Here is a 25,249-nt window from a genome sequence, read left to right as displayed (position 1 = left end):
TGCCCGGTCGCTTATTCGAAATCGCTTACCGGTGTGTGATCGCCTCACGGACGCGTAATCGGTTACCGCACGCGTGATCGTCTCATCGACGCGTAATCGGTTACCGGCCCCCTTTCGCTCGACACCCCCGCAATCGGTTACCAGAGCACATCACCGACCGCCCGTTCGTTCGCTGCCGCGTAAGCCGCGTAACCGCTTCCCCAATTCTCCCCTCCTACGGCGATCGACGTGACGTGAGCGCGCACGCCACGGCCGTCGCTACCGTGCTCAGCAGGGCTGCCGCGGCCACGGGCAGGAGCGGCACGTGGACGGTCGCCGACCGGGAGCCGCTGACCAGGCCGCTCACCGCCGCCTGCGCCGGGGAACCGCTTACCACCAGCGCCAGCAGCGCCGCCAGCAGCAGTGCGGGGACCGCTCGGCCGGGCGAGCGCAGCACGGGCCAGGCGGTGAGCGCGCCGACGGCCGCGCCGAGCAGGGCGCAGGTCAGGACGGCGAGCAGTCCGGCGCCTGCGGCCGCCAGGACCGGAACGCGCTTGTCGTGGGCGCTGCCGACCGGGTCGCTGATGAACGTGACCATCACCGTCGCTGTCGTGCCGAGCACGACGGCCGTGGTCAACGCGACCAGGACACAGGCCAGGTGCGCCCGCCCGGGCCCGACCGCCGCCGCGACGACGGTGCGGGCGGCCGGGGGCTCGTTGCTTACGCAGATCCGTACCAGCCAGGCGGCGACGGGCAGCAGGAACGCTGCCGTGTAGCCGAGCGAGTCCAGCAGCGGCTGACCTCCCTGCACGCCGACGCCCAGGAAGACGGCGTAGAGGAGGAACGGCGGCAGCCAGCGCTGCGAGCGCAGGAGCAGGGCGGTCTGATAGCGCAGGAGGGCGGTCATCGGTGGCGGCTCCCGTCCTGACGGACGCTCACCACGTGCCACGGCGGGCGGGCCGTCAGCAGGGCGCGGAGCAGGACGTCGGAATGGGAGGCGGGGACGGTGAGCCGGTGGGTGCGGTCGGCCGTCTCCTCGGTGGCCGTGGCCAGGCGGAGCGCCTCCGGTGGGAGCGGGGCGGTCGGGCCGTGCACCTCGATGGTCATGTGCGGGCCGTCGGGGGCGGCGGTCGGTTCCGCTGCGGTACGGCGGTGCAGGGTGCCGTCGCGGACCGTGTACTCGGCGTCCGCCCGGCCGGCGAGGCGGCGGGGGTCGTGGTCCACGAAGACGACGGCCGATCCGGCGGCGGTCCGCTCGGCGACGGCACGTTCGAGTTCGGCGCGCGCGTCGGTGTCGAGTCCGGTCCAGGCCTCGTCCAGGATCAGCAACTCCGGTTCGGCGAGGAGCGCTTGTGCCACGGCGACCTTCTGGCTGCTGCCCTTGGAGAGGCGGCTCATCGGGGTGTGGGCGTGTGCGGTGGCGCCGAAGCGGTCCAGCCAGTCGCCCGCGGCACGCTCGGCCGCCGTACGGGACAGGCCGTGGACCGCGCCGAGGTGGGTGAGGTAGCCGAGGGCGGTGAAGGGGAGCGCGGCGGGGAAACGTTCGGGAACGTACGCGGTTCGAGGGGCGCCCGTGACCTTGCCCTCGGTCGGGGCGTCGATGCGGGCGAGCAGGCGGAGCAGGGTGGACTTCCCGGTGCCGTTGGGGCCCTCGATGCGGGTGAGAGCGGCGGGCGCCGGGTTCAGGTGCACGTCGCGGAACACCCAGGGTCCGCGCACGCCGTAGCGGCGGCCCACGGCCTCCAGCCGTAGCTCACGTGGCATGCGGACCGTCCTTTCACTCGCGGTTGCACGGATCTTCCACCTGGCAGACTGGAGGACGTGACCAGTGATCCGGCCGTTCCCGGCGACAGCCCCTTCCGTTCCGAGCGTTCGACACGGGACGAGGCTCCGCAGTTCGTCCTGCCCCTGGTGGTGCGTATCGAGCGTGCCGACCCGCCGGCGCGCACGGACGCGCTCGAGACCGCCGCGCGCGCCGTACTGACGCTCCTCGCCGACGAGCGGGCGCTGGGCGAGGGCGAGTGGGCGGCGGACGTGCGTGACTGGCAGGACGCCCGGATCCGCAAGGTGGTGCGGCGGGCGCGGGGCGCCGAGTGGCGGCGGGCGGAGGCGCTGCCCGGCATCACGGTCACGGGCAAGGCGGCGGAAGTAAGGATTTTCCCGCCTGTTCCGCTGGACGGCTGGCCCAAGGACCTGGCGAAGCTCCAGGTTTCCGGAACCGATCTCGAGGATCCGGAGCCGCCGGTCGACATCGACCCGACGGCTCCGGTGATCTGGCAGAACCCGGAGGTCGGCATGTCCGCGGGCAAGGCGATGGCGCAGGCGGGGCACGGCGCGCAGCTCGCCTGGTGGGAGCTGTCGGACGCGGAGCAGACCGCCTGGCGCGAGGCGGGTTTTCCGCTCGCCGTGCGAACCGCGGATCCGCGACGGTGGCGTGAGCTGACGGAGAGTGGGCTGCCGCTGGTGCGAGACGCCGGGTTCACCGAGATCGCGCCGGGCAGTTGCACGGTGGTCGCCGACCACCCGGCCCTGCGGGCCCGCTAGTCCGGTAGCTCCGCAGTCCCCGTACCCCAGTGGTCCCGGAGCTCACCGCAGCCCACCGCCCCGCCACACCCGCGGCTCCCCGGCCCTCCGGCCCGAACCTCAAATGTTGCTCTGAAGGAGGGTGGCGGGCGGTTCGGGAGTCGGTGGCGGGGCCATACCACCGTCACCACGCAGGGGGCACGAAGGAGGCGGGGACCATGAGGCGACTGGGGACGGGGATCGGCTGGCGGCCGGAGATCGCGGACGCCGTCGAGCGCATGCCGGGCATCGACTGGGTCGAGGCCGTCGCCGAGAACGTGTGCCCCGGGCATCTGCCCGACTCGCTGCTCCGGCTGCGCGAGCGCGGGGTCACCGTGATCCCGCACGGCGTCTCGCTCGGGCTGGGCGATGCGGAGCGGCCCGACGCGGGACGGCTGGCCGCGCTCGCCGAGCGGGCCGAGGCCCTGGGTTCGCCGCTGGTCACCGAGCACATCGCGTTCGTCCGCGCGGGCGGCCCGCTGACAGCGTCCCCGCGGCTCGAGGCCGGGCACCTGCTGCCGGTGCCGCGCACCCGCGACGCCCTCGACGTGTTGTGCGAGAACGTGCGCATCGCGCAGGACGCGCTGCCCGTGCCGCTCGCCGTCGAGAACATCGCCGCGCTCATCGCGTGGCCCGGCGAGGAGATGACCGAGGGACAGTTCCTGTACGAGCTGGCCGACCGCACGGGCGTACGGCTGCTCATCGACGTGGCCAACCTGCACACCAACCACGTCAACCGGGGCGAGGACCCTGCCAAGGCGCTCGCCGAACTGCCCCTGGAGGCCATCGCCTACGTCCATGTAGCGGGCGGTCTCGAGCGGGACGGCGTCTGGCACGACAGTCACGCGCACCCGGTGCCCCGGCCCGTCCTCGACATCCTCACCGACCTCGCGTCCCGGGTGTCGCCGCCGGGGGTACTGCTGGAGCGGGACGAGAACTTCCCCGAACCGGCTGAGCTGGAGCGGGAGTTGGGCACGATCAGGGCGGCCGTCGAAGCCGGCGGGCGGGAGGGTGCCCTCGCGCGAGCTTCTTCGACCACGGGGGAGCACGGCGCCACGAAGCCGGGAACGGAGATCGGGGCCGGGACAGGGGGCGAGGTCGGAACCGAGGTCGGAGCAAAGACCCGGGTCGAGATCGGGGCCGAGACCAGGGCCGTGACCGGGGACGAATCCGCCCCGCCCACCTCGGAGCCGGGCCCGACCGCCCTCGGCGAGGCCACTCGTCAGCGCCTCGGCCTCGCGCAGGCGGCGTTGCTCTCCGCGCTGGTCGCCGGGACGCCGGTTCCCGAGGGTTTCGACCGGGTGCGACTCGGCGTACAGGCCCGGGCGCTGGCGGCGAAGCGGGCGGACGTGGTGGCGAAGGTGGCTCCGGAGCTGCCGCTGATTCTCGGAAGCGGTTACCGCACCGCGTTCATCTCCTACGCCCAAGGTCACCCGATGCACGGCGGCTACCGGCAGGACGCCCTCGACTTCGCCGAGCAGACGCTCCTCGGTGGACGGCTGACGGAGGGCCGGGCCCGCCGCGAACTGCGGCGCTGGTGGCTGGACCGCTCGGGCCCCGCACCCAGGCCGATGTCACGGTTGGGCCAGGTGGGACGAGTGGGGCGGACGTTGATTCGACGGTGAGGTACCCGGTGGCGTGGGCAGCCCGGATGTGCCGGGGTTAACACCCACAACCCACCCCACACACCGCAACCGTTCCCGCACCGCTCCTGAACCGTTTACACAGCGTTTCTCCCGTTTTGGAGCCCAGTCCGGCCCTCCCGTTTCGCCCGCCATGCTCCTGTTGTAACCGTTTGCCCCCGTACGGCAGTTGGCAGCGCAGGCGCAGTAATATGCCAGCCAGTCCCGCAACCGAAGCGCACTAGCGTGCAGTGCCGCGAGCAGGAGGCACCCCATGCGGCCGCGACCCCCCATCCAGGGCAGAGGCATCTTCAGCGGAACCGGGCTCATCATCACGGGCCTGGCGGCGACCCCGGCGGCGCTGGTCTTCCCGATCTGGTCGTACGCGGACCGGTCGGGCACCGGAGTGGACGTACTGAACGCGCAGACGGTGTCGACGCAGTACGGGCCGTTGTCCGCGCTGGACCGGGAGTTCGTCACGAAGGTCCGGCTGGCGGGGCTGTGGGAGCTGCCCGCCGGCCAGCAGGCTCAGACGAAGGGCACGACCGAGGCCGTACGGACGGCGGGCCGGCATCTGGTCGAGGGGCACACCTTCCTGGACGAGCGGGTGCGTACCGTCGCCTCACAGCTGGGCCTGGCGCTGCCGAACGAGCCCAACGAGCAGCAGCAGGGCTGGCTGAGCGAGCTCGACGCGGCGCAGGGCCGGCAGTACGACTGGAAGTTCGCCAACATCCTGCGTCTCGCGCACGGACGGGTGTTCTCCGTCGTCGCCCAGGTGCGGGCCAGTACCCGCAACTCGCTGGTGCGCGAGCTCGCCGACGACGCCAACACCACCGTGCTGGACCACATCAAGATCCTGGAGGCCACCGGGTTCGTCGACTTCGACGCCCTCGCCCGGGACATGGCCGCCGGCAGCACGCCGCCGATCACCCGCTCCCCCGGGCCGCCGGGCCCGACGGCCGACCCCGGGTCGGCGGTGCCGGTGGCCCCGTCGGCGTATCCCACCTACACGCTCCCTCCGGCCGCGGCCAGCCCGCCGCCCGGCGACTGACACCTGTTGCGAGACCGTTTTCCGCGGACCGGGCGAGTTTCCGGGGACCAGGCGAGCTTCCGGGGACCGGGCGAGGCAAGCGGAACGTCACATACCCACAACGCTCGGTCCGGATGGTGAACAGGGCATGGTGTTTCTCGGTGCACATGGCATAGAAACGCCACATGGTCTGGGTGCTTCTCCTGCTGCTGGCATGGGCCGTCGCGGGTGCGGCGTGCACACGGCTGTGCCTGGCCGCCGTCCGGGCGGCGGCCGTCGACGAGAGCGCGGGCCGGGGACATGATCTGACGCTCTACGAGGCGGCCTTCCTGTCCGGTGGTCCGGGCAGGGTCGCCGACCTGACCATGGTCTCCATGGCGCGGCAGCGGCGGCTGGTGCTCGCCCGCACGGGCTGGGCGACCGTGGTGGACCCGCGCGGGCGGGACGAGATGGAGCGGTCGGTCATAGGGGCCATCGGGCCCGAGGGGCAGTCCCGTATCGCCCCGGCGCGGGCGGCCGCGGCCGCCGCGGACGCGGTGGGCGGCCTCGCCGACCGACTGGTCCGCGTCGGTCTCGCGGTGCCCGACGGGGCCCGTACGACGGTCGCGGCCGGGGTGCGGCAGGTACGGGTCGCCGCCGTGGCCGTCCTCGCGCTGGGCGCCACCGCACTGCTGGTCCCCGCCACCCCGGACATGCCCCGCAATCTCGTCGCGCTCTGGTTCGCGTTGCCCCTCGCGCTCACGCTGAGCTGCCTCGCCATAGCCCGGGTGGAGGTGCATCCGTACTCGCGCTGGGCCTCCCCGGCCGGGCAGCGGCTGCTGGGCGCGCTGGCGCGGCGCACCGGCGGCACGGGGGACGACCGTACCTATCTGACCTCCGTCGCCGTACGCGGGATCCGCGCGGTGGGCGAGCCGGACCTGCGGGCGGCCTTCGCTCATCGTGAGCAGCCCGGGCGGGACTGAGGCAGGGCGCGCTCGACCACCGGGGGGCGCACAAGGGGCATTGGCGCCGACACCCGTCGATGGTGCTTGCCTTCCCCCACGGTCGAACCAACCATCCCTTTTGTCGCCGCCGCGCACCGAAGGGACACCCGATGAGAGCCGCCGCCCTCCACTCGGCCGCAGGAGCCCTCCTGCTGACCGCCCTCTCCGCCGTCCCGGCGGGCGGCGCCCCGAACACCGGCGGCCTGTCCGGCTCACCCGGTGTCGCGCTCACCGCCGCGCGGGCCGCGGCGAAGGGCGTCGACTTCGGGAAGTGCTCCGAGGCGCAGGAGCTGCCCGGCAGCATGCAGTGCGGCACGGTCTCCGTCCCGCTCGACTACGCGGCCCCGAACGGCAAGCAGATCGAGCTCACCGTCAGCCGGGTGCAGGCCACCCACCGGGACCCGCACAACAGCAAGCGCCGGGTGCCCCGGCAGGGCGCGCTGGTCTTCAACCCGGGCGGTCCCGGCGGCTCGGGCCTGTACTTCCCGCTGATCGGGCTGCTGCCGGAGTGGAAGCGCATCGGGGCGGCCTACGACCTCGTCGGCTACGAGCCGCGCGGGATCGGCCGTTCGGCGCCGCTGTCCTGCCAGGATCCCAAGCGCTTCTTCAAGGGCCCCGCGCCCGCCCCGGACCACCCCTCGGAGTCGTACAAGCGGGAGCGCATCGCGCAGGCGAAGGCGTACGCACAGGGCTGTGCGAAGCGGTCGGGCAGCGCCCTGCGGCACTACAACTCGCTCAACAACGCCCGCGACCTGGACGTGCTGCGCGCCGCGCTCGGTGAGGAGCGGCTCACGTTCATGGGGGCGTCGTACGGCACCTACTTCGGTGCGGTCTACGCGACGCTGTTCCCCTCCCACGTGCGGCGGATGGTGTTCGACGCGGCCGTGAACCCGGACCCGGCGCAGATCTGGTACCGCAACAACCTCGACCAGTCGGCGGCGTTCGAGAGCCGCTGGACCGACTTCCGGGAGTGGATCGCGAGGCACGACGACGTGTACGGCCTGGGCGCCACGGCGGAGGCGGTACTGACCAGCTACGAGCGGGCGCGCGCCCGGCTCGCCGCGGAGCCGGCCGGCGGGAAGGTGGGGCCGGGACAGCTGCAGGGCGCGTTCCTCCAGGCCGGGTACTACGACGACTACTGGCCCGCCCGGGCGCAGGCGCTGTCGGAGTACCTGAAGGGTGACCCCAAGCAGCTGATCGCGCAGGCCGGGCCGGTGCGGGAGGCCGCCGCGGAGGCGGAGAACGCCAATGCCGTGTACACGGCCGTGGAGTGCAACGACGCGCCCTGGCCGACGGACTGGAGGGTCTGGGACCGCGACAACACGCGGCTGGCGCGCGTCGCGCCGTTCGAGACGTGGGACAACGTGTGGGCGAACCTGCCGTGCGCGTACTGGCCGGCGCCCCGGCAGCAGCCGGTCGACGTGCGGACCGGTCCGGGCGAGCTGCCGCCGACGCTGATCCTGGCCGCCGAGCGGGACGCGGCGGCGCCCTATGCCGGGGCGCTGGAGATGCACCGGCGGCTGACGGGCTCGGTGCTGGTGACCGAGCGGGACGCCGGCACGCACGGCATCGCGGGCGGCCCGAACCGGTGCGTCAACGGCCACCTGGACGCGTACCTGCTGGAGGGCAGGCTCCCGGTGCGGCGCGCGGCCTGCGCACCGCACCCGGAACCCGAGCCGGCGGTCGCTCCCGCGGAACGCGCCGCCCGGCCGGGGCGCTGATCAGGCGAGGCCCGCGACCAGCTCCGTGAGGTCCTTGCGACGGCCCGTGTAGAACGGGACCTCCTCGCGGACGTGCATGCGGGCCTCCGAGGCGCGCAGGTGACGCATGAGGTCGACGATGCGGTACAGCTCGTCGGCCTCGAAGGCCAGGATCCACTCGTAGTCGCCCAGCGAGAACGAGGCGACGGTGTTGGCGCGGACGTCCGGGTAGCCGCGGGCCATCTTGCCGTGGTCGGCGAGCATGCGGCGACGGTCCTCGTCGGGCAGCAGGTACCAGTCGTAGGAGCGCACGAAGGGGTAGACGCTCACGTAGTTGCGGGGCGTCTCGTCGGCGAGGAACGCCGGGATGTGCGAGCGGTTGAACTCGGCGGGACGGTGCAGCGCCATGTTCGACCAGACCGGCTCCAGAGCGCGGCCCAGCTTCGTACGGCGGAAGAGGTTGTACGCCTCCTGGAGCTGGTCGGCGGTCTCGGCGTGCCACCAGATCATGACGTCGGCGTCGGCGCGCAGGCCGGACACGTCGTACGTGCCGCGGATCGTCACGTCCTTGGCGGCGAGCTGGTCGAACAGCTCCTGGACCTCGTCGGCGTATCCCGCGCGGTCCTCGGGCAGCACGTCCTTCAGCTTGAAGACGGACCACAGCGTGTAGCGGATGACCTCGTTGAGGTCCTTGGCCAGCTTGCCCTTGTTCGGGACCCTGCCGGACTCGGTGGTGGGGGCGTCGTCACTCATGGCTCTCATTCTCCCGCTCCGCCGTGCAGACTCTGCACCGGGTGGGCCGCGAGCTCCCGTACGGCGCTCAGGTCGCCGCCGAGCTGGTCGACCGCCGCGTACGCGCTCGCGATGCAGGCCGGGATGCCCACGCCGTCGTACGGGGCGCCGCAGACCGCGAGGCCGGGGAGTTCGGCGACGTGCTCGCGGATGCGGGCCACGCGCGCGTGGTGGCCGACCGGGTACTGCGGCAGGCCGTCCGTCCAGCGGGTGACGCGGGTTTCGAGGGGCGTGGCGTCCAGGCCCGTGGCCGCGCGCAGGTCGTGCCGGGAGACGTCGACGAGGCCGGCGTCCTCGCGACCCAGGATCTCCGTCTCGCCGTACCGCCCCACGGAGGTGCGCAGCACGACCGTGTCCGGGTCCTCGTCGGCGATCCAGCCCCACTTCCCGGAGGAGAAGGTGGACGCCTTGATGGTGCGTCCGTCGACCGGCGGGACGAGGAAACCGCTGCCGTCGGGCAGGACGTCGGCGGTGTCGGCGCGCCGGTAGGCGAGGGTGACCAGGGCCATGGAGGCGTACTCCACCGTGCGCAGTGCGGTGGCGGCCCCCGGGGACTCGGCGGCCAGCAGCGCGGCGGCGGCCGGCGCGGGCACGGCGACGACCACGGCGTCGGCGGGCAGCACCCGCTCCCCCGCGGTGACCTGCCAGCCTCCGCCGGGTGCGTGGCGCAGTCCGGTCACGGGTACGCGCGTGTGGATCTCGCCGCCGCGCGCCTGGACGGACTCGGCGACCGCGAGCGGCAGGGAGCCCACACCCCCCTCGATGCCCATGAACACCGGGCCGGTCTGCTGGTTGGCGGCGGCCTTCGCCTGGATCTCGCGGACGGCCTCGGTCAGCGAGGTGTGGGTGAGCGCCGCCTGGTAGAGCTGCGGGACGGCGGAGCGCATCGAGATCCGGTAGGCGTCACCGGCGTACACCCCGCCGAGGAGCGGTTCGACGAGGCGGTCGACGACCTCGCGGCCCAGGCGCGCCGCCACGTACTCCCCGACGGCCACGTCGTCCCCGACCTCGGTGCGGGGCAGGTCGGCGTCGCGCTCGATCCGGGCGAGCCCCTCGTCGGAGAGGACTCCGGCGAGGGCGGTCGCCGTGCCGGGCACGCCCATGACGTGGCCCTTGGGCATGGGGCGCAGCGCGCCGCGGGTCCAGATCGAGGCCGTCGCGGTGGCCGGCGGCCGGAGGCGGTCGGAGAGGCCCACCTCGCGCGCAAGGGCGACCGCCTCGGGCCGGCGGGCCAGCATCGACTCGGCGCCGAAGTCCACGCGCACGCCCGCGATCTCGCCGGGCAGCAGCTTGCCTCCCACCCGGTCGGAGGCCTCGAGGACGGTCACCCGCGCCCCGCGCTGCAGCAGCCGGTGGGCGGCGGCCAGCCCGGCGATCCCGGCTCCGACGACGACGACGTGCTGCCCCGTGCCCGTACCCGTTGAGCTCATGCGTCCACTCTCTCAGACCTCACTGACACCGCCGTCGGGGCCCGGTGTCCTTCCCGCGTCCCGACCGTGACCTGTTCGGAACCGATCCGCGCCAACGTCCTGGGCCGCCCGGGCGTCGAAGGAGCGTCAGAGTCGTCACCATCTCGGGGGTACACCCACATGCGCACACGACGTTCCGCAGGACGCTCCGTACGGCGTTCCGCACGGCCCTCCCACGCCCTGGCCGGGATCCTGCTGGCCGCGGCCCTCGCGCTCACCGGATGCAGCGGCGCCGACGACTCGGGCGCGAACAGCACGGCCGACAAGGCCGCCGTCGGCGAGGCCGGCGCCGGTGACGTGGACGCCGCGCAGGACGCGAAGGAGGGCGCGGGCTCGAGCGGCTCGAAGGCCACCTCGGCACCCGACCTCACCGTCAACCGCATCATCCGTACCGCCTCCCTGACCGTGCAGGTCAAGGACGTGCCGAAGGCCCTGGACGAGGCGCGCGCGACCACCGAGAACGCGGGCGGCTACATCGGCGACGAGTCGACCGTCCGGGACGGGGACGGCGCCGAGCGGACCCGGGTGGTGCTGCGGGTGCCCGTCGAGAAGTACGACGACGTCCTCGCCGCCCTGCAGGGCGCGGGCAAGCTCCTGGAGCGCACGGCGAAGGCCCAGGACGTCACCGACCAGGTCGTCGACGTCGAGAGCCGCATCACCTCGCAGCGCGCCAGCGTCGCCCGGGTCCGCGAGCTGATGGACCGGGCCACCAAGCTGAGCGACGTGGTCACCCTGGAGGGCGAGTTGAGCAGCCGGGAGTCCGAACTGGAGGCGCTGCTCGCCCAGCAGGCGTCCCTGAAGGACCGCACGAGCCTGGCGACCGTCACGCTGACCCTGTCGGAGAAGCCGGTCGTCCCGGCCGCCGAGGACGACGATCCCGGGTTCGTGGACGCGCTGGCGGGCGGCTGGGACGCGTTCGTGACGATGCTGCGCTGGATCGCCGTCGTGTTCGGTGCGGCGCTGCCGTTCCTCGCGGTGGGCGTCCTGCTCCTGCTGGCGTGGCTGCGGCTGGTGCGACCGCGCCGCAGGGCGGCGGAGGCGAGCTGGGCCCGGTTGAGCGTGCCCGGGCAGACCGGAGCCGTGCAGGCCGAGGCCGGGCAGACCGGAGCCGGGCAGACCGAGCCCGGGACGGGCGGCGAGCCCGAGCAGCGCTGAACTGCGAGTCCCCCGTAGCGTGTTCGTATGAGCATCGAGCGACTGGTGGTGATCGGCGGGGACGCCGCGGGCATGTCCGCGGCGTCCCAGGCCCGCCGTCTGAAGGGCCCCGGGGAACTGGAGATCGTGGCCTTCGAGCGCGGCCACTTCACGTCCTTCTCGGCGTGCGGCATCCCGTACTGGGTGGGCGGTGACGTCACCGGGCGGGACGATCTGATCGCCCGCACGCCCGAGGAACACCGCGCGCGGGGGATCGACCTGCGGCTGCGCACGGAGGTCACGGAGATCGACGTCGCGGGACGGCGGGTACGCGCGCGTGCGGTGGATTCCGGGGCGGAGTCCTGGACGTCGTACGACAAGCTCGTCATCGCGACCGGGGCCCGCCCGATCCGGCCGGACCTGCCGGGCGTGGACGCGGAGGGCGTGCACGGGGTGCAGACCCTGGACGACGGGCAGGCGCTGATCGACACGCTGGCACGCGCGCGGGGGAAGCGGGCCGTGGTCGTGGGGGCGGGCTACATCGGCGTGGAGATGGCCGAGGCGCTCATCAAGCGCGGCTACGAGGTGACGGTCGTCAACCGGGGCAGCGAGCCGATGTCGACCCTCGACCCGGACATGGGGCGGCTGGTGCGCCGGGCCATGGAGGGCCTGGGCATCACCATGGTGAACGACACCGAGGTCACCGCGCTGCGCACCGCCGAGGACGGTCATGTACGGGCGGTGGTCACCGAGGACGCCGAGTATCCGGCGGACGTGGTGGTGCTGGGCATCGGGGTCCGCCCGGAGACCGGGCTCGCGAAGGCCGCGGGCCTGCCCCTGGGCACGCACGGCGGGCTCCTCACGGACCTGGCGATGCGGGTGCGCGGTCCCCTCGCCGACGGGACCGTCTGGGCCGGCGGTGACTGCGTCGAGGTCCTGGACCTGGTCTCCGGTCAGGAGCGCCATATCGCCCTGGGCACCCATGCGAACAAGCACGGCCAGGTCATCGGCACCAACGTCGGGGGCGGGTACGCCACGTTCCCCGGCGTGGTCGGCACGGCCGTCAGCAAGGTGTGCGATCTGGAGATCGCCCGCACGGGCCTCCGTGAGAAGGACGCCCGTCGCGTCGGCCTCCGGTTCGAGGCGGTCACCATCGAGTCGACCAGCCGAGCCGGCTACTACCCCGGTGCCTCCCCCATGACGGTCAAGATGCTCGCCGAGCGAAGGACGGGCCGCCTGCTGGGCCTCCAGATCGTCGGGCGGGAGGGCGCGGGCAAACGCGTCGACATCGCGGCGGTGGCGTTGACGGCCGGGATGACGGTGGAACAGATGACAGCCCTGGACCTCGGGTACGCGCCTCCGTTCTCACCGGTGTGGGATCCCGTCCTGGTGGCGGCGAGGAAGGCCTCGGCGAAGGTTCGCGGCTTCTAGCCGGGCCCGGCGTCGTGGCGACCGGCCCGAGCGGCGCGGGGAGCCGCGCCACCAGCCCCCGCGCACCGGACCTCGCGCGCCCGGACCCCGCAACGTTGCTCAACCGGACCCCGCAATGTTGCTCAAGCGGTTCCGCTCAGTCGCGGCAGCGCGGAGACCGCCGCCGCGGCCGGCTGCTCCGCGGGCTTCGCGTGCGCCGCGGGTGCCGGCCGCGACCGCAGACGGCTGCTGACGGCCTCGTCCAGCGTCACCGGCCGCTGCATCTGCGCGGCGAGCCGCCCGGCCTCCTGGCCGAGACGTGCCACGTCCTCCCAGGGCAACCGGATCACCAGGGAGATCTCCGCCTCGCCGTCGGGAGTGGCGTGCATGGGGGGAGTAACTCGGTCGTTCATCGCCTGTTCCTCACGTCGTCCCCGCGGCCCGCCTTCCTCGTGCCGCGAGCAGTTGACGGTTCATACGCGCCCGTGGGGATCCCCGTTCACCGGTTCACCGAACGGATCGGGGGCAGAACTTCCTTGTGGTCATCCCCGTCCATGACGTGAATCCCGTGCGCCGCACGCCGGTGGTGACGTACGCCCTCATCGCGGCGAACGTCTTCGTCTTCCTGTTCATGCCCGGCCTGTCCGGCTCCACGGCGGGCGACAGCAGCCTGGCCCAGACGTGTCACCTGCACGCCTTTCTGGAGCACTACGCGGCCGTACCGAGGGAGTTGATCCACCATCAGCTCCCCCAGCTCGTCCCCACCGGCGACGTGCGCGGCGCGGGTTGTGTGCTGGCCCCACCGGGCTACGAGAAGTCGCCCGCGCTGAGCGTGCTGAGCGCGATGTTCCTGCACGGCGGCTGGCTGCACCTGTTGGGCAACATGCTGTTCCTGCTGATCTTCGGCAACAACATCGAGGACCGCATGGGGCACGTCCGCTTCGCGCTCTTCTACGTCGCCTGCGGGTACGCGGCGTCGTACGGTTTCGCCCTGCTCAACGCCGACTCGACCGATCCGCTGATCGGCGCTTCGGGGGCGATCGCGGGGGTGCTGGGCGCCTATCTGGTGCTGTACCCGAAGGCCAGGGTGTGGGTGCTCGTCCCGTTCCTGGTGTTTCTGCCGTTGCGGCTGCCGGCCTGGCTGGTGCTGGGCTTCTGGTTCGTGCTCCAGGCGGTGTACTCCTCCGGGGAGGGCGTCTCCGGCGCGGGCACCGTGGCGTACGCGGCGCACGTCGTCGGCTTCCTCGCCGGCATGGTGCTCGCCTGGCCGCTCAAGCCGGGCACGCCCCCGCCGCCGGAGCCGCGCGGTCTGCTGTTCGGCAGACGGGCGCGCCCCCGGCACACCTGGTGAGAGGGGTCAGCGGGCGGTCTGCGTGTGGACGTACTCGACGAGGCGGGTGAGCGCGTCCGGGTCGGTGGACGGCATGACGCCGTGGCCGAGGTTGAAGACGTGGCCCTCGAGCCCGGCGGCCGTGTCGAGGACCTCGCGGGTCTTGGCCTCGACGGCCTCGGTGCCGGCGAACAGGACGGTCGGGTCGAGGTTGCCCTGGAGCGCCTTGCCGGGGCCGACCCGGCGGGCGGCCTCGTCGAGCGGGACGCGCCAGTCGACGCCGACGACGTCCGCCCCGGCCTCGCCCATCAGCCGGAGCAGCTCGCCGGTGCCCACTCCGAAGTGGATGCGCGGGACGCCGTACCCCTCGACCGCGCGGAAGACCTTCGCGGAGGCGGGCAGCACCGAGCGGCGGTAGTCGGTCGGGGCGAGCGCGCCTGCCCAGGAGTCGAAGAGCTGGACGGCGCTGGCGCCGGCCTCGATCTGCACCTTCAGGAAGGCGGAGGTGATCTCCGCGAGGCGGTCGAGCAGGTCGGCCCAGAGCTCGGGGTCGCCGTACATCATCGCCTTGGCGTTCTCGTACGTGCGGGACGGGCCGCCCTCGACGAGGTAGCTCGCGAGGGTGAAAGGAGCGCCCGCGAAACCGATGAGGGGGGTGGCGCCGAGTTCGGCGGTCAGCAGGCCGATGGCCTCGGTGACGTAGGAGACGTCCTCGGGGGTGAGGTCGCGCAGCTGGGCGAGGTCGGCGCGGGTGCGGATCGGGCGCTCGACGACCGGGCCGACGCCCGGCTTGATGTCGAGGTCGATACCGATGGCCTTGAGCGGGACGACGATGTCGCTGAAGTAGATCGCCGCGTCCACGTCGTGCCGACGCACCGGCTGGAGGGTGATCTCGGTGACCAGCTCGGGCCGCATGCAGGACTCGAGCATCGGAACGCCCTCGCGGACCTTGCGGTACTCCGGCAGGGACCGCCCGGCCTGCCGCATGAACCACACGGGCGTGTGCGGCACCGGTTCACGCCTGCACGCCTTCAGGAAGGCACTGTCGTAGGTCGCTGTCGGCTTCCGGCCCGCCGGGCTCTCGTTCGCACTCACGACGGCAAGTCTCGCACGGCGCCGGAGGCCGTGAGGCCGCCCCCTGCCGCGCCCACGCCCTGCCCGTACCCCGCCTCCGTCGTGGGCCTCTGCCGTGCGCGGCCCGTGCGCCTGTTCGCCCAGCGCGCACCCGTCCGCGAGCCCCGCACGGGTGTCTTGCCCTGCGCGAAGGCCCCGTTCCCCTTAATCTTCCCCGCATGGCTGCGGCTCAGGGACGACTGTCGGACGGCGCTGGCGGGATGGATGACGCGAACGAGGGGGACCCGGATGGGACCAGGTCGGCTCCACCGCCGTTCCGGGCGGCCGTCGACCAGCTGAGGGCGGCCCGGCTGCGGCCGCAGATCGAGGCGGAACCGACACCGGCCCCGAAGCGGCTCGCCCCGTTCGCGTACGCGCTGGAGGCGACGGTCGTGGACGGCGACCAGGACCTGGCCGACGGCCGGCTGGTGCTGCTGCACGACCCCGCCGGGCACGACGCCTGGCGCGGAACGTTCCGGCTGGTGACCCTCGTCCGGGCCGAACTGGAGCCGGAGATGGCCGCGGACCCGCTGCTGCCGGAGGTGTGCTGGTCGTGGCTGACCGGCGCGCTCCAGGCGCGCGGGCTGACGTACGGCGAGCCGAGCGGGACCGTCACGCGCGCGAGTTCGCACTACTTCGGCGGGCTGGCGGAGCGCCCGGCGACCTCGCAGATCGAGATCAGGGCCTCCTGGACACCGCGCGAGGGGCTGGGCGGGGTCCCGGAGGCGGGGGCGCACCTGGCGGCCTGGTGCGATCTGCTGGCGCAGGTGGCGGGGCTGCCGCCGGCCGGGCCGGGGGACGCGTCGGTGGTGACGCTGCCGCAGCGCAGGGGGCCCCAGTCACGTTGACCGTCTCTTTGTCGATACGGCCATTTTCGATCCCGTAAGACACCCACTTAAACCGACTCGATCTTCGGATGATCGATCGCGTGTCCGAATTGCACGTATTGTTACTCACTAGATCGTGATCATTCTCTAAAGGACCCCGGGTTCGCTGCCGAAGACGACTGTGACCTTGAAAGCACGGTTCGTCCCGGCTTCCTCCCCACAAGCCCCGCGAGCCGGCTCCCGTCCCCCACCCAGGAGGCCTGGTGTCCGTTCTCCTCGAGCAGCCCGCAAGCCTGGTCGCCTACCGCCCGAACAAGCCCACCGCCATGGTGGTCGTGGCCGACCCGCGCGTCCGCTCCACCGTCACCCGCCATCTGTGGGCGCTCGGTGTGCGCGACGTCATCGAGGCCTCGTCCATCGCGGAGGCTCGTCCCCGCATCGGCAACCCCCGCGACATCTGCGTCGCCGACGTCCACCTGCCCGACGGCTCCGGCCTCACCCTGCTGTCGGAGACCCGCGCCGCGGGCTGGCCCAACGGGCTCGCCCTCTCCGCCGCCGACGACATCGGCGCCGTGCGCAACGCCCTCGCGGGCGGTGTCAAGGGCTACGTCGTCACCGGCACCCGCACCAACCTCGGCCTCCCCAGCCGACCCGGTGCCGCCCCCATGGGCTCCGCCGCCCGTCTGCACCGCCGCCCCCCGGGTGCCCCGAGTCACCCGGGCGGCTACCGCGAGCTCTCCGGCCGCGAGGTCGAGGTGCTGCGACTGGTCGCGGAAGGCCAGTCCAACAAGGCGATCGGCGTCTCGATGGGACTGTCCGCGCTGACCGTCAAGAGCCACCTCGCCCGCATCGCCCGCAAGCTCGGCACGGGCGACCGCGCCGGCATGGTCGCGGTGGCCCTGCGGACCGGCATCATCCACTGAGACCCCACCCTGCACCCGGGGGCCTCCCCCGGGAACGCCCGTGACCCCCGGCCCGGCTTCTCCCCTCTCTGCCCGGTTTCTTCCCGACCTCTTCCCCTTCGTTCACCGTCCTGACTGGTTTACGACCCTCCGGCGCCCGCCGACGGAACGTTCCGTCGGCGGGCGCCGTCGATACACAGATACCCTTGACAGGTGACCGACGCCCAAGAAACCGCAGCAGCCAGTTCACTGCGAACCACCGGAGGCGCCCCTCCGGACGACGGCGGATCAGCTGATTCCGGGGCGCCGACACCTTTGCTCGAACCGCGCGAGGGCATCCCTCCCGTGATCGCCGACGAGGCAGCCCTCGCCGAGGTGATCGCCGCCTTCGCCGCCGGTACCGGCCCCGTCGCCGTGGACGCCGAGCGCGCCTCCGGCTACCGCTACGGACAGCGCGCCTATCTGGTGCAGCTGCGTCGCGAGGGCGCAGGCACCGCGCTGATCGACCCCGTGGGCTGCCCCGACCTCTCCGCGCTCGGCGAGGCCCTGTCCGGCGTGGAATGGGTGCTGCACGCGGCCACCCAGGACCTGCCGTGTCTGCGTGAGATAGGCATGGTGCCGACGCGGCTGTTCGACACCGAGCTGGCCGGACGGCTCGCCGGATTCCCGCGGGTCGGCCTCGGCGCGATGGTCGAGGGAGTACTGGGCTTCGTCCTCGAGAAGGGCCACTCCGCGGTGGACTGGTCCACCCGGCCGCTGCCCGACCCCTGGCTGCGGTACGCGGCGCTCGACGTCGAGCTCCTGGTCGACCTGCGCGACGCGCTGGAGAAGGAGCTGGACCGGCAGGGCAAGCTGGACTGGGCCCGCCAGGAGTTCGACGCCATCGCGTCCGCCCCGCCGGCCGAGCCCCGCAAGGACCCGTGGCGTCGTACGTCCGGCATGCACAAGGTGCGCCGGCGGCGGCAGCTGGGTGTCGTGCGGGAGCTGTGGCAGACGCGGGACCGGATCGCGCAGCGGCGGGACGTGTCCCCGGGCAAGGTGCTGTCGGACGCGGCCATCGTGGAGGCGGCGCTGTCGCTCCCGGTCGACGTGCAGGCGCTGGCCGCGCTGAACGGATTCGGGCACCGGATGGGCCGGCGGCAGCTGGAGCAGTGGCAGGCGGCGGTCGACCGGGCGAAGGCGCTGAGCGAGGCGCAGCTGCCGCAGCCGGGGCAGCCGGTGGCGGGACCGCCGCCGCCGCGGGCCTGGGCCGACAAGGACCCCGTGGCCGCGGCGCGGCTGTCCGCGGCGCGGGCCGCTGTCTCCGCGCTGGCCGAGGAGCTGAACATGCCGCAGGAGAACCTGATCGCCCCGGACGCGGTGCGCCGGGTCTGCTGGGAGCCTCCGGCGGCCGACGAGGAAGCGGTTGCCGACGCGCTCGCGTCGTACGGGGCGCGGCCGTGGCAGGTGGAGCAGGTCGCTCCGGTGCTCGCAGCGGCACTGGCCGGGCAGGGTGCCTGACCGCCGGGGACCCGCCCGGGGTGCCTGAGTACGAGCCGCAGGAGGCGTGTGAGGGGTGCGAGGCGTGTGAGGGGTGCGAGCCGCAAGCGGTTACCTCGTCGCTCCTCTCATGAAACCGTTGTAGATGTATTTCTGGAGTGCGAGGAAGACGATCAGGGTCGGCAGGATGACCAGCACCGCTCCTGCCGAGATCGTTTCCCAGTGGGCGGCGTAGGGGCCCTTGAAGCGGAACAGGGACGTCGAGATCACGCCAAGATCTTGTGAGGGCATGTAGAGGAAGGGGATGTAGAAGTCGTTGTACACGGCGATCCCCTTCACGATCACAACCGTCGCGATCGCCGGTTTCAGCAGCGGAAAGATGATTTTCCGGTAGATCGTGAACGCGTTGGCGCCGTCGAGGCGGGCGGCCTCGTCGAGGGAGATCGGGATCGAGCGCACGAACTGCAGGAAAATGTAGATCGAGACGATGTCCGTGCCCATGTAGAGGGCGATCGGAGCCCAGCGGGTGTCGAACATGCCGAGGCTGTGGACGATCTGGAAGGTGGCCACCTGGGTGGTCACCCCGGGGACCAGCGCGGCGATCAGGAACAGAGCGATCACCAGTTTCCGGAAACGGAAGGTGAACCGGTCGATCGCGTACGCCGTCATCGACCCGATGAGAACGGTTCCGCCGACCGAGACGACGAGAATGAAGGCGGTGTTGCCGAACGCCGTGAGCATTCCGCCGTCCTGGAACGCCGTCACGTAGTTGTGGAAGTTGAGCGGGTCGTGCGGCAGTGTGAGCGCCCCGCTGCCGTTCGCCGTCTCGTTCTCCGTCTTCAGCGAGGTCAGCAGTACGACGCCCAGCGGGAGCAGGACGACCAGTGTCGCGGCGATCAGCGACAGGTACACGAGGGCACGGGCCACGGCACGGCGTGTCATACGAGGTCCACCCTGTCGTCGGGGACGAGACGTCGCTGCACCCAGGTCACCAGCAGGATGATCAGCAGCAGCACGACCGCCGCCGCCGAGGCGAGCCCCGTCTTGTTGAACTGGAAGGCCAGTTTCACGGTCTGGATCACGAAGGTCTCGGTGCCGGTCGCCCCGCCGGTCATGATGTACGGGATCTCGAAGGCCGAGAGGGAGCCGGAGACGGACAGGATCACCGTCAGGGTCAGCACCGGCTTGATGCCGGGCAGGATGATGTAGCGGAACTGGTGCCAGCGGCCGGCGCCGTCCAGTTCGGCCGCCTCGTACAGCTCCCCCGGGATGGACTGGATCGCGCCGAGGAACAGGACGAAGTTCATACCGAGGTAGCGCCAGATCGAGACGCCGGCCAGCGAGGTGTTCGCCGAGGCCGGGGTGCCCAGCCAGGCGTGGTCGGTGTGATAGCCGAAGAGGCCGAGGACCGTGTCGAAGGTGCCGCCGTCCTGGAAGAAGTAGAGGAAGACGAAACCGATTGCCACGCCGTTCACCAGGGACGGGAAGAAGAGCACGCCCTTGAAGAAGTTCCGGAAACGGATGCTGAAACTCAGGATCGTCGCGAAGTAGAGCGCGGCGACGATCTGGATCACCGAGGCAACCAGGTAGTAGCCGCTTACCCAGAAGACCTGGAAGAGGTCCTCCCTGGTGAAGATCTCCGTGTAGTTCTCGGCGCCCGTGTAGTGCAGTTCGGGGCTCACGCCGTCCCAGTCGGTGAAGCTGTACGCGACCATGTTGGCGATCGGCGCGTAGGTGAAAGTGATCAGCAGGACGAGCGGGGCGAACAGGAACAGCCAGGGGGTCAGCAGCCGCCAGGTGCGCGCCCGGCGCGGGGCCGGGGCGGGAGTGCCGCGTTTCGAAACCGGTTTCGCTGCCTCGGAGTTCGTCTGCTCCGCACGGTGCTCCGGGAGGTGCGTGTGCGCGTGCGCCATCAGTCGCTCACGGTCGCTTGCGTCTCGGTCCACTTCTTGCCGAGTCCGCCGAGGAAGTCGTCCAGACTGCCCTTCTTGGCGCCGCGGGCCAGGTCGACCAGATCCTGGCGGTACTCGGGCTTGTAGATGCCGACCTCGGACTCGTCGTCGATCAGCTTGACCTTCGCGCCCGCCGCGTCGTCCAGCTCGATGAGCTTGACGCCCGCCTCCTCGTACGGCTTCAGCACCTCGGGCATGGCCGCGTCCTTGAGCGGGGAGATCGCCAGGTTGTCCTTGTCGTAGCCGGACTTGTCGGTGAACCAGTCGATCCAGGCGCGGGCCGCCTCCTTGTGCGGGGAGTGGACGTTCACGGCCTGGTTGTAGTCGGGGCCGACCGTCGCGCAGAAGGTGCCGTCCGTCTGGGCGGGAAACGGCATGAAACCGATGTCGTCCGGGTTCACGCCGGCCTTCTTCGCGGCGTCCTGGAACTGGATGATCGCCCAGGTGCCGAGCCACTGGGTGGCGATCTCGCCCTTGGCCGTGCGGGGTTTGGACTCTTCCCAGTTGCTGGTCGTCGGGTCCTTCTCCGCGAGCCCCTGCTTGACGATGTCGTACAGCAGGGTGTCCCCGACGCGCAGGTCGGAGTTCTCGGCCCAGGGGTCGTCCTCGGCGAGCTTCGTGGTCGCCTGCGGGTCGCAGTGGACGGAGCCGTCGACGTACGTCCACGAGGTCAGCGGCCACTGCGCGGCGAAGTTCGTGTAGTAGGGGATCGCGTCGGTCTTCGCCTTGATCGCCTTCAGGCCGGCGAGGAACTCGGCCGGGGTGGTGGGCCATTCGGTGACCCCCGCCTCCTTCCAGACCCGCTTGTTGTAGACGAAGCCGGGCATCACACCGACCGGGCTCTGGCCGTAGACCTTGCCGCCGACGGTGGTGAAGTCGGTGAAGCGGTACTTCTTGCCGCGTTCGGCGGCGGTGCCCAGGGAGGCGAAGAACTTCGGGTAGTCGTTCTTCTTGATGACCGCGGGGATCAGCAGGACATCGCCGTAGTCGTCCGTGTTCATCCGGATCTTGATCTCGGCCTCGTAGTTGGTGAGGGCCTGGAACTCCACCTTGACCTTGGGATAGGTCTTGTTGAACTCGGCGGCGTACTTCTTCATCGTGCCGTCCTGCACGAGGTCGGTGCGCACGGTGAGGACCGTGATGGTTCCGCTGACCTCGGCTGGGTCGTCGGGCGCCTTGGCGTCCGCGCCTTTCGCGCTGCCTCCGGTGCCGGTGCAGCCCGGGAGCAGCAGGGCGGCTGCGGCGACCGTGGCGAGGACCGTGACTGTACGGCGGTTCATGTGCATCACTTCCGTTCTCGGGATGTTCTCGGGACGGACGAGCACGTGCGGGTTGGTCGAACACGAGCGGGTTGGTCGAACACGAGCGGGTTGGCTGATTCGGCACTCTGGCAGCGCTTTCCTCAACCGGTAAAGTCCGATTCCCGCCAACGATGAAGAAGTGGCGCTCAGTTGTGGGCTTGACCGGTTTAGGGAGTGCGCATGCTGGAGGCCTCACCGCTCGACGACGGATGGCACCTGCGGCACGAGGGAAAGCCGTTCCCGGCCGTGGTGCCGGGCTGTGTGCACACCGATCTGCTCGCCGCCGGGGTGATCCCGGACCCGTTCGTCGGCCTGGGCGAGAAGGAGGTCGCGTGGGTGGGGCGGCGCGAGTGGACGTACGAGCGGGAGCTGCCGGCCGGGCCGTCCGGGCACGAGCAGACCGACCTGGTCTTCGACGGACTCGACACGGTCGCGGAGATCACCCTGAACGGTCAGCCTCTCGGCCGGGTGCGGAACATGCACCGCTCGTACCGTTTCGACGTGACGGGGCTCGAGGGGCCGCTGGCGGTCCGGTTCGCCTCGGCCTACGCCGAGGCGGAGGCCGTGCGCGGCAAGGTCGGTGACCGTCCGTCCCCCTACACCGAGCCGTACCAGTACCTCCGCAAGATGGCGTGCTCGTTCGGCTGGGACTGGGGGCCCACCCTGGTGACGGCCGGGATCTGGCGGCCGGTGCGGGTGGAGCGCTGGTCGACGGCGCGGCTCGCCCGGGTGCGCCCGCTGGTGACCGTCGAAGAGGGCGTCGGGGTCGTCGAGCTGCGGGTGGAGGTGGAGCGGACCCGGGTGGAGGCCGGGCTCACGCTGGAGGCCCGGGTGGCGGGACGGTCGGCGCGCGCCGAGGTGACGGGCAGCAGTGGTGTCGTGCGCGTCGAGGTGCCGGACGCGGAACTGTGGTGGCCGCGTGGATACGGCGGGCAACCGTTGTACGAGGTCGAGTTGACCCTGCATCACGGGAGCGCGCCGCTCGATGCCTGGCGGCGGCGCGTCGGGTTCCGCAGCGTCGTGCTGGACACCTCCGCGGACGCTCACGGAACCGGTTTCACCCTCGTGGTGAACGGGGAGCGGCTCTTCGCCAGGGGCGTGAACTGGATCCCGGACGACGTGTTTCCGTCCCGGGTGACCCGGGAGCGTTACCGGAAGCGGTTGCGACAGGCGGCCGACGCCGGGGTCGACCTGGTCCGGGTCTGGGGCGGCGGTATCTACGAGAGCGAGGACTTCTACGACGCCTGCGACGAACTGGGGCTTCTGGTGTGGCAGGACTTCCCGTTCGCGTGCGCGGCCTACCCCGAGGAGCAGCCGTTGCGGGGCGAGGTGGAGGCGGAGGCCCGCGAGAACGTCGTCCGGCTGATGCCGCATCCGTCGCTCGTGTTGTGGAACGGCAACAACGAGAACCTGTGGGGGTTCAGGGACTGGGGATGGGAGGAGCGGCTCGGCGGGGACTCCTGGGGCGAGGGGTACTACCTGGGTGTGCTTCCGCGTGTCGTGGCCGAGTCGGACCCGACGCGGCCGTACACGGCGGGCAGCCCGTGGTCGGGTTCGTGGGAGCACCATCCCAATCACCCGGCGCACGGGACGCACCACTCGTGGGACGTGTGGAACCGGCAGGACTACGCCGAGTACCGGAGGGAAGTGCCCCGGTTCGTGGCGGAGTTCGGCTGGCAGGCGCCGCCCGCCCACGCGACGCTGCTGCGGGCGCTCCCCGGCGAGGAGCTCGCGGCGGACTCCCCCGGCATGCTGCACCACCAGAAGGCCGAGGACGGAAATCGCAAGCTGGAGCGCGGCCTCGCTCGCCACTTCGCCGTACCGGAAGACGATTTCGACCGCTGGCACTACCTCACGCAGGTCAACCAGGCGCGCGCCGTGGCGACCGGGATCGAGCACTGGCGGTCGCACTGGCCGGTGTGCGCTGGCACGATCGTCTGGCAGCTCAACGACTGCTGGCCGGTGACGTCCTGGGCGGCGATCGACGGGGACGGCCGGGAGAAGCCGCTGTACCACGAGTTGCGGCGGCTCTACGCGGACCGGCTGCTCACCTTCCAATCGCGCGGCAGGGGGCTGGTGTTGGCCGCCGTGAACCAGTCGGGTGAGCCGTGGGCGGGCACGGTGTCGTTGCGGCGGATGTCCGTGGAGGGGGAGGTGCTCGGCACGGCGAGCGTGGAACTGGCGGTGGGCGCCCGGGTGGTGGACGAAGTACGGGTGCCGGTGGAGCTGGAGCCTGCCGGGGCGAAGGAGTTCCTGGTGGCCGACGCGTGGGGGTCCCCGGGGTCGGGCGAGGCCGCGAGCGAGGGAGGGCTGCGGGCCGCGCACTTCCCGGTGCCCGACCGTGACATCCCGTACCCGCGACCGCAGTTCGAGGTGACCGTGGCCCCGGGGAGCGTCACGGTCACGGCCCACACCCTCGTACGGGATCTGCTGCTCCAGGCCGACCGGCTGGGACCGGGGGCTCGGGCAGATCGGGGGCTCGTGACCCTGCTGCCCGGTGAACGGGTGACCATCGGGGTCGAGGGCTGGGAGACTCCGGATGCCGCCGCCGCCCGGGCCGCGCTGTACTGCCAGGAGCCCGCTCGATGACAGCCTCCCCGTCGTCCCGCGTCACCATAAAGGACGTGGCGGCGCGCGCCGGCGTGTCCAAGGGTGCCGTGTCGCTCGCCTTCAACCGCAAGCCGGGGCTGTCGGAGGCGACCAGGGACCGGATCTTCGCGGCGGCAAGGGAGTTGGGCTGGGAACCGAACCTCACGGCCCGTTCGCTGTCGAGTTCGCGCGTGGACGTGGTGGGGCTCGCGATCTGCCGGCCGGCCCGGATGCTGGGCCTGGAGCCGTTCTACATGGAGTTCGTCTCCGGGGTGGAGAGCGTGCTGACCGAGCACTCCTGTTCGCTGCTGCTGAGGCTGGTGCGCACCGTCGAGGAGGAGACGGGGCTCCTGGAGTCCTGGTGGCGGGGGCGGCAGATCGGCGGCTCGATCCTGGTCGACTTCCGGGCCGACGATCCCCGGGTGGCGGCGGCCGAGCGGCTCGGAATGCCCGTGGTCGCGGTGGGGCACCCCACGCTGACCGGGAGCCTGACGTCCGTGTGGACCGATGACGCGACGGCGGTGACGGAGGCGGTGCGCTATCTCGCGGCGCTCGGGCACCGGCGGATCGCACGGGTGGGAGGCGCGGCGGCGCTCGGGCACACGGTGATGCGGACCGCGGCCTTCGACGCGGCGGCGCGGACGCTGGGGCTGGCCGGGGCGTGGCAGGTCGCCACGGACTACTCCGGGGAGGCGGGGGCACGGGCGACCCGGTCGATGCTGACCGCCGCTCCGGCGGACCGGCCGACGGCAATCGTTTACGACAACGACATCATGGCGGTGGCCGGGCTGGCCGTGGCGGCCGAGATGGGGCTCGGTGTGCCGGGCGATGTATCGCTCCTCGCCTGGGACGACTCCCAGCTGTGCCGGCTCACCCATCCGACGCTCTCCGCGATGAGCCATGACGTGCACGGTTTCGGCGCGGAGGCGGCGCGGACGCTGTTCGGGGTGATCACCGGGTCGGGGCCCGGATCGCATCCGGTGCCGACGCCGGTGCTCACACCGCGGGGCTCGACGGCGCCGCCGCGGGGCTGAGCGCGAGGGTGACTTCGGCCCCGTCCCGGGTGTGACGTTCG

General features: G+C 71.9%; 22 protein-coding genes. 13 read left to right on the top strand and 9 right to left on the bottom strand.

The genetic code is table 11. The features are described 5' to 3' along the window. Nucleotides 1-214: 214 nt before the first annotated feature. A complete protein-coding gene (locus OG736_RS33000) occupies nucleotides 215-886 on the bottom strand; it encodes an ABC transporter (RefSeq protein ID WP_327185608.1) in 672 nt (223 codons plus the stop codon). Next, complete coding sequence (locus OG736_RS32995; RefSeq protein ID WP_327185607.1) at nucleotides 883-1,743, bottom strand: ABC transporter ATP-binding protein; 861 nt, start codon at nucleotides 1,741-1,743, stop codon at nucleotides 883-885. The genes OG736_RS33000 and OG736_RS32995 overlap by 4 nt, the downstream gene beginning before the upstream one ends. Nucleotides 1,744-1,800: 57 nt before the next feature. Here OG736_RS32995 and OG736_RS32990 point away from each other — a divergent pair, with 57 nt between their 5' ends. The 5 genes from OG736_RS32990 to OG736_RS32970 all read left to right on the top strand — a co-directional run bounded on the left by OG736_RS32990 (nucleotide 1,801) and on the right by OG736_RS32970 (nucleotide 7,897). After that, nucleotides 1,801-2,523 (top strand): peptidyl-tRNA hydrolase, encoded by a 723-nt coding sequence (locus OG736_RS32990; RefSeq protein WP_327185606.1) that lies wholly within the window; start codon nucleotides 1,801-1,803, stop codon nucleotides 2,521-2,523. Between the two features lie 197 nt (nucleotides 2,524-2,720). Further along, on the top strand, nucleotides 2,721-4,166 hold the full coding sequence (locus OG736_RS32985; protein ID WP_327185605.1) for an MbnB/TglH/ChrH family RiPP precursor modification enzyme: 1,446 nt from the start codon (nucleotides 2,721-2,723) through the stop codon (nucleotides 4,164-4,166). Nucleotides 4,167-4,437: 271 nt separating this feature from the next. Beyond that, complete coding sequence (locus tag OG736_RS32980) at nucleotides 4,438-5,214, top strand: DUF4142 domain-containing protein (RefSeq protein ID WP_327185604.1); 777 nt, start codon at nucleotides 4,438-4,440, stop codon at nucleotides 5,212-5,214. A 164-nt stretch (nucleotides 5,215-5,378) separates the two neighbouring features. Beyond that, on the top strand, nucleotides 5,379-6,155 hold the full coding sequence (locus OG736_RS32975; protein ID WP_327185603.1) for a TIGR04222 domain-containing membrane protein: 777 nt from the start codon (nucleotides 5,379-5,381) through the stop codon (nucleotides 6,153-6,155). Nucleotides 6,156-6,286: 131 nt separating this feature from the next. Further along, nucleotides 6,287-7,897 (top strand): alpha/beta hydrolase, encoded by a 1,611-nt coding sequence (locus OG736_RS32970; RefSeq protein ID WP_327185602.1) that lies wholly within the window; start codon nucleotides 6,287-6,289, stop codon nucleotides 7,895-7,897. Here OG736_RS32970 and hemQ read toward each other — a convergent pair whose 3' ends face one another. Beyond that, on the bottom strand, nucleotides 7,898-8,629 hold the full coding sequence (hemQ, locus tag OG736_RS32965; protein WP_327185601.1) for a hydrogen peroxide-dependent heme synthase: 732 nt from the start codon (nucleotides 8,627-8,629) through the stop codon (nucleotides 7,898-7,900). A 5-nt stretch (nucleotides 8,630-8,634) separates the two neighbouring features. Further along, on the bottom strand, nucleotides 8,635-10,098 hold the full coding sequence (gene hemG, locus OG736_RS32960; RefSeq protein ID WP_327185600.1) for a protoporphyrinogen oxidase: 1,464 nt from the start codon (nucleotides 10,096-10,098) through the stop codon (nucleotides 8,635-8,637). Nucleotides 10,099-10,257: 159 nt separating this feature from the next. Here hemG and OG736_RS32955 point away from each other — a divergent pair, with 159 nt between their 5' ends. Beyond that, the gene (locus OG736_RS32955; protein ID WP_327185599.1) at nucleotides 10,258-11,292 is read left to right on the top strand and encodes a DUF4349 domain-containing protein; all 1,035 of its coding nucleotides are present in this window, start codon (nucleotides 10,258-10,260) and stop codon (nucleotides 11,290-11,292) included. A gap of 27 nt (nucleotides 11,293-11,319) precedes the next feature. Continuing rightward, a complete protein-coding gene (locus OG736_RS32950) occupies nucleotides 11,320-12,702 on the top strand; it encodes an FAD-dependent oxidoreductase (RefSeq protein WP_327185598.1) in 1,383 nt (460 codons plus the stop codon). Nucleotides 12,703-12,824: 122 nt separating this feature from the next. On the opposite strand, the gene OG736_RS32945 is transcribed toward OG736_RS32950, so the two are convergent. Beyond that, nucleotides 12,825-13,094, bottom strand: a complete 270-nt coding sequence (locus tag OG736_RS32945) for a hypothetical protein (protein WP_028806059.1) — start codon at nucleotides 13,092-13,094, stop codon at nucleotides 12,825-12,827. Nucleotides 13,095-13,219: 125 nt separating this feature from the next. Here OG736_RS32945 and OG736_RS32940 point away from each other — a divergent pair, with 125 nt between their 5' ends. Then, the gene (locus OG736_RS32940) at nucleotides 13,220-14,032 is read left to right on the top strand and encodes a rhomboid family intramembrane serine protease (protein WP_142266634.1); all 813 of its coding nucleotides are present in this window, start codon (nucleotides 13,220-13,222) and stop codon (nucleotides 14,030-14,032) included. Nucleotides 14,033-14,038: 6 nt separating this feature from the next. On the opposite strand, the gene hemE is transcribed toward OG736_RS32940, so the two are convergent. Beyond that, on the bottom strand, nucleotides 14,039-15,106 hold the full coding sequence (gene hemE, locus OG736_RS32935; RefSeq protein ID WP_327185597.1) for a uroporphyrinogen decarboxylase: 1,068 nt from the start codon (nucleotides 15,104-15,106) through the stop codon (nucleotides 14,039-14,041). Nucleotides 15,107-15,303: 197 nt separating this feature from the next. Between hemE and OG736_RS32930 the strand changes: the two genes are divergently transcribed. From OG736_RS32930 to OG736_RS32920, 3 genes are all read left to right on the top strand, one after another. Beyond that, nucleotides 15,304-15,972, top strand: a complete 669-nt coding sequence (locus tag OG736_RS32930) for a DUF3000 domain-containing protein (protein ID WP_327185596.1) — start codon at nucleotides 15,304-15,306, stop codon at nucleotides 15,970-15,972. A gap of 242 nt (nucleotides 15,973-16,214) precedes the next feature. Further along, nucleotides 16,215-16,874, top strand: a complete 660-nt coding sequence (locus tag OG736_RS32925; RefSeq protein ID WP_020125228.1) for a helix-turn-helix transcriptional regulator — start codon at nucleotides 16,215-16,217, stop codon at nucleotides 16,872-16,874. Between the two features lie 192 nt (nucleotides 16,875-17,066). Then, nucleotides 17,067-18,353, top strand: a complete 1,287-nt coding sequence (locus tag OG736_RS32920; RefSeq protein ID WP_327185595.1) for an HRDC domain-containing protein — start codon at nucleotides 17,067-17,069, stop codon at nucleotides 18,351-18,353. A 90-nt stretch (nucleotides 18,354-18,443) separates the two neighbouring features. On the opposite strand, the gene OG736_RS32915 is transcribed toward OG736_RS32920, so the two are convergent. The 3 genes from OG736_RS32915 to OG736_RS32905 are packed head-to-tail and all read right to left on the bottom strand — an operon-like array spanning nucleotide 18,444 to nucleotide 21,564. Next, a complete protein-coding gene (locus tag OG736_RS32915; RefSeq protein WP_327185594.1) occupies nucleotides 18,444-19,274 on the bottom strand; it encodes a carbohydrate ABC transporter permease in 831 nt (276 codons plus the stop codon). Beyond that, the gene (locus OG736_RS32910) at nucleotides 19,271-20,245 is read right to left on the bottom strand and encodes a carbohydrate ABC transporter permease (RefSeq protein ID WP_327185593.1); all 975 of its coding nucleotides are present in this window, start codon (nucleotides 20,243-20,245) and stop codon (nucleotides 19,271-19,273) included. Before OG736_RS32910 ends, OG736_RS32915 begins: the two co-directional genes overlap by 4 nt. After that, on the bottom strand, nucleotides 20,245-21,564 hold the full coding sequence (locus OG736_RS32905) for an extracellular solute-binding protein (protein ID WP_327185592.1): 1,320 nt from the start codon (nucleotides 21,562-21,564) through the stop codon (nucleotides 20,245-20,247). Before OG736_RS32905 ends, OG736_RS32910 begins: the two co-directional genes overlap by 1 nt. Before the next feature lie 201 nt (nucleotides 21,565-21,765). Here OG736_RS32905 and OG736_RS32900 point away from each other — a divergent pair, with 201 nt between their 5' ends. Continuing rightward, nucleotides 21,766-24,174, top strand: coding sequence for a glycoside hydrolase family 2 protein (locus OG736_RS32900; protein ID WP_327185591.1), 2,409 nt, complete (start codon nucleotides 21,766-21,768; stop codon nucleotides 24,172-24,174). Continuing rightward, a complete protein-coding gene (locus OG736_RS32895; protein WP_327185590.1) occupies nucleotides 24,171-25,208 on the top strand; it encodes a LacI family DNA-binding transcriptional regulator in 1,038 nt (345 codons plus the stop codon). The genes OG736_RS32900 and OG736_RS32895 overlap by 4 nt, the downstream gene beginning before the upstream one ends. Nucleotides 25,209-25,249: the final 41 nt, after the last annotated feature.

This window comes from Streptomyces sp. NBC_01334 (genome assembly GCF_035983595.1).
In the GTDB taxonomy this organism is placed as follows: Bacteria; Actinomycetota; Actinomycetes; order Streptomycetales; family Streptomycetaceae; genus Streptomyces; species Streptomyces coriariae.
The sequence above is the reverse complement of the archived record's forward strand: the minus strand, read 5'-3'. Positions and strand labels throughout refer to the sequence as shown.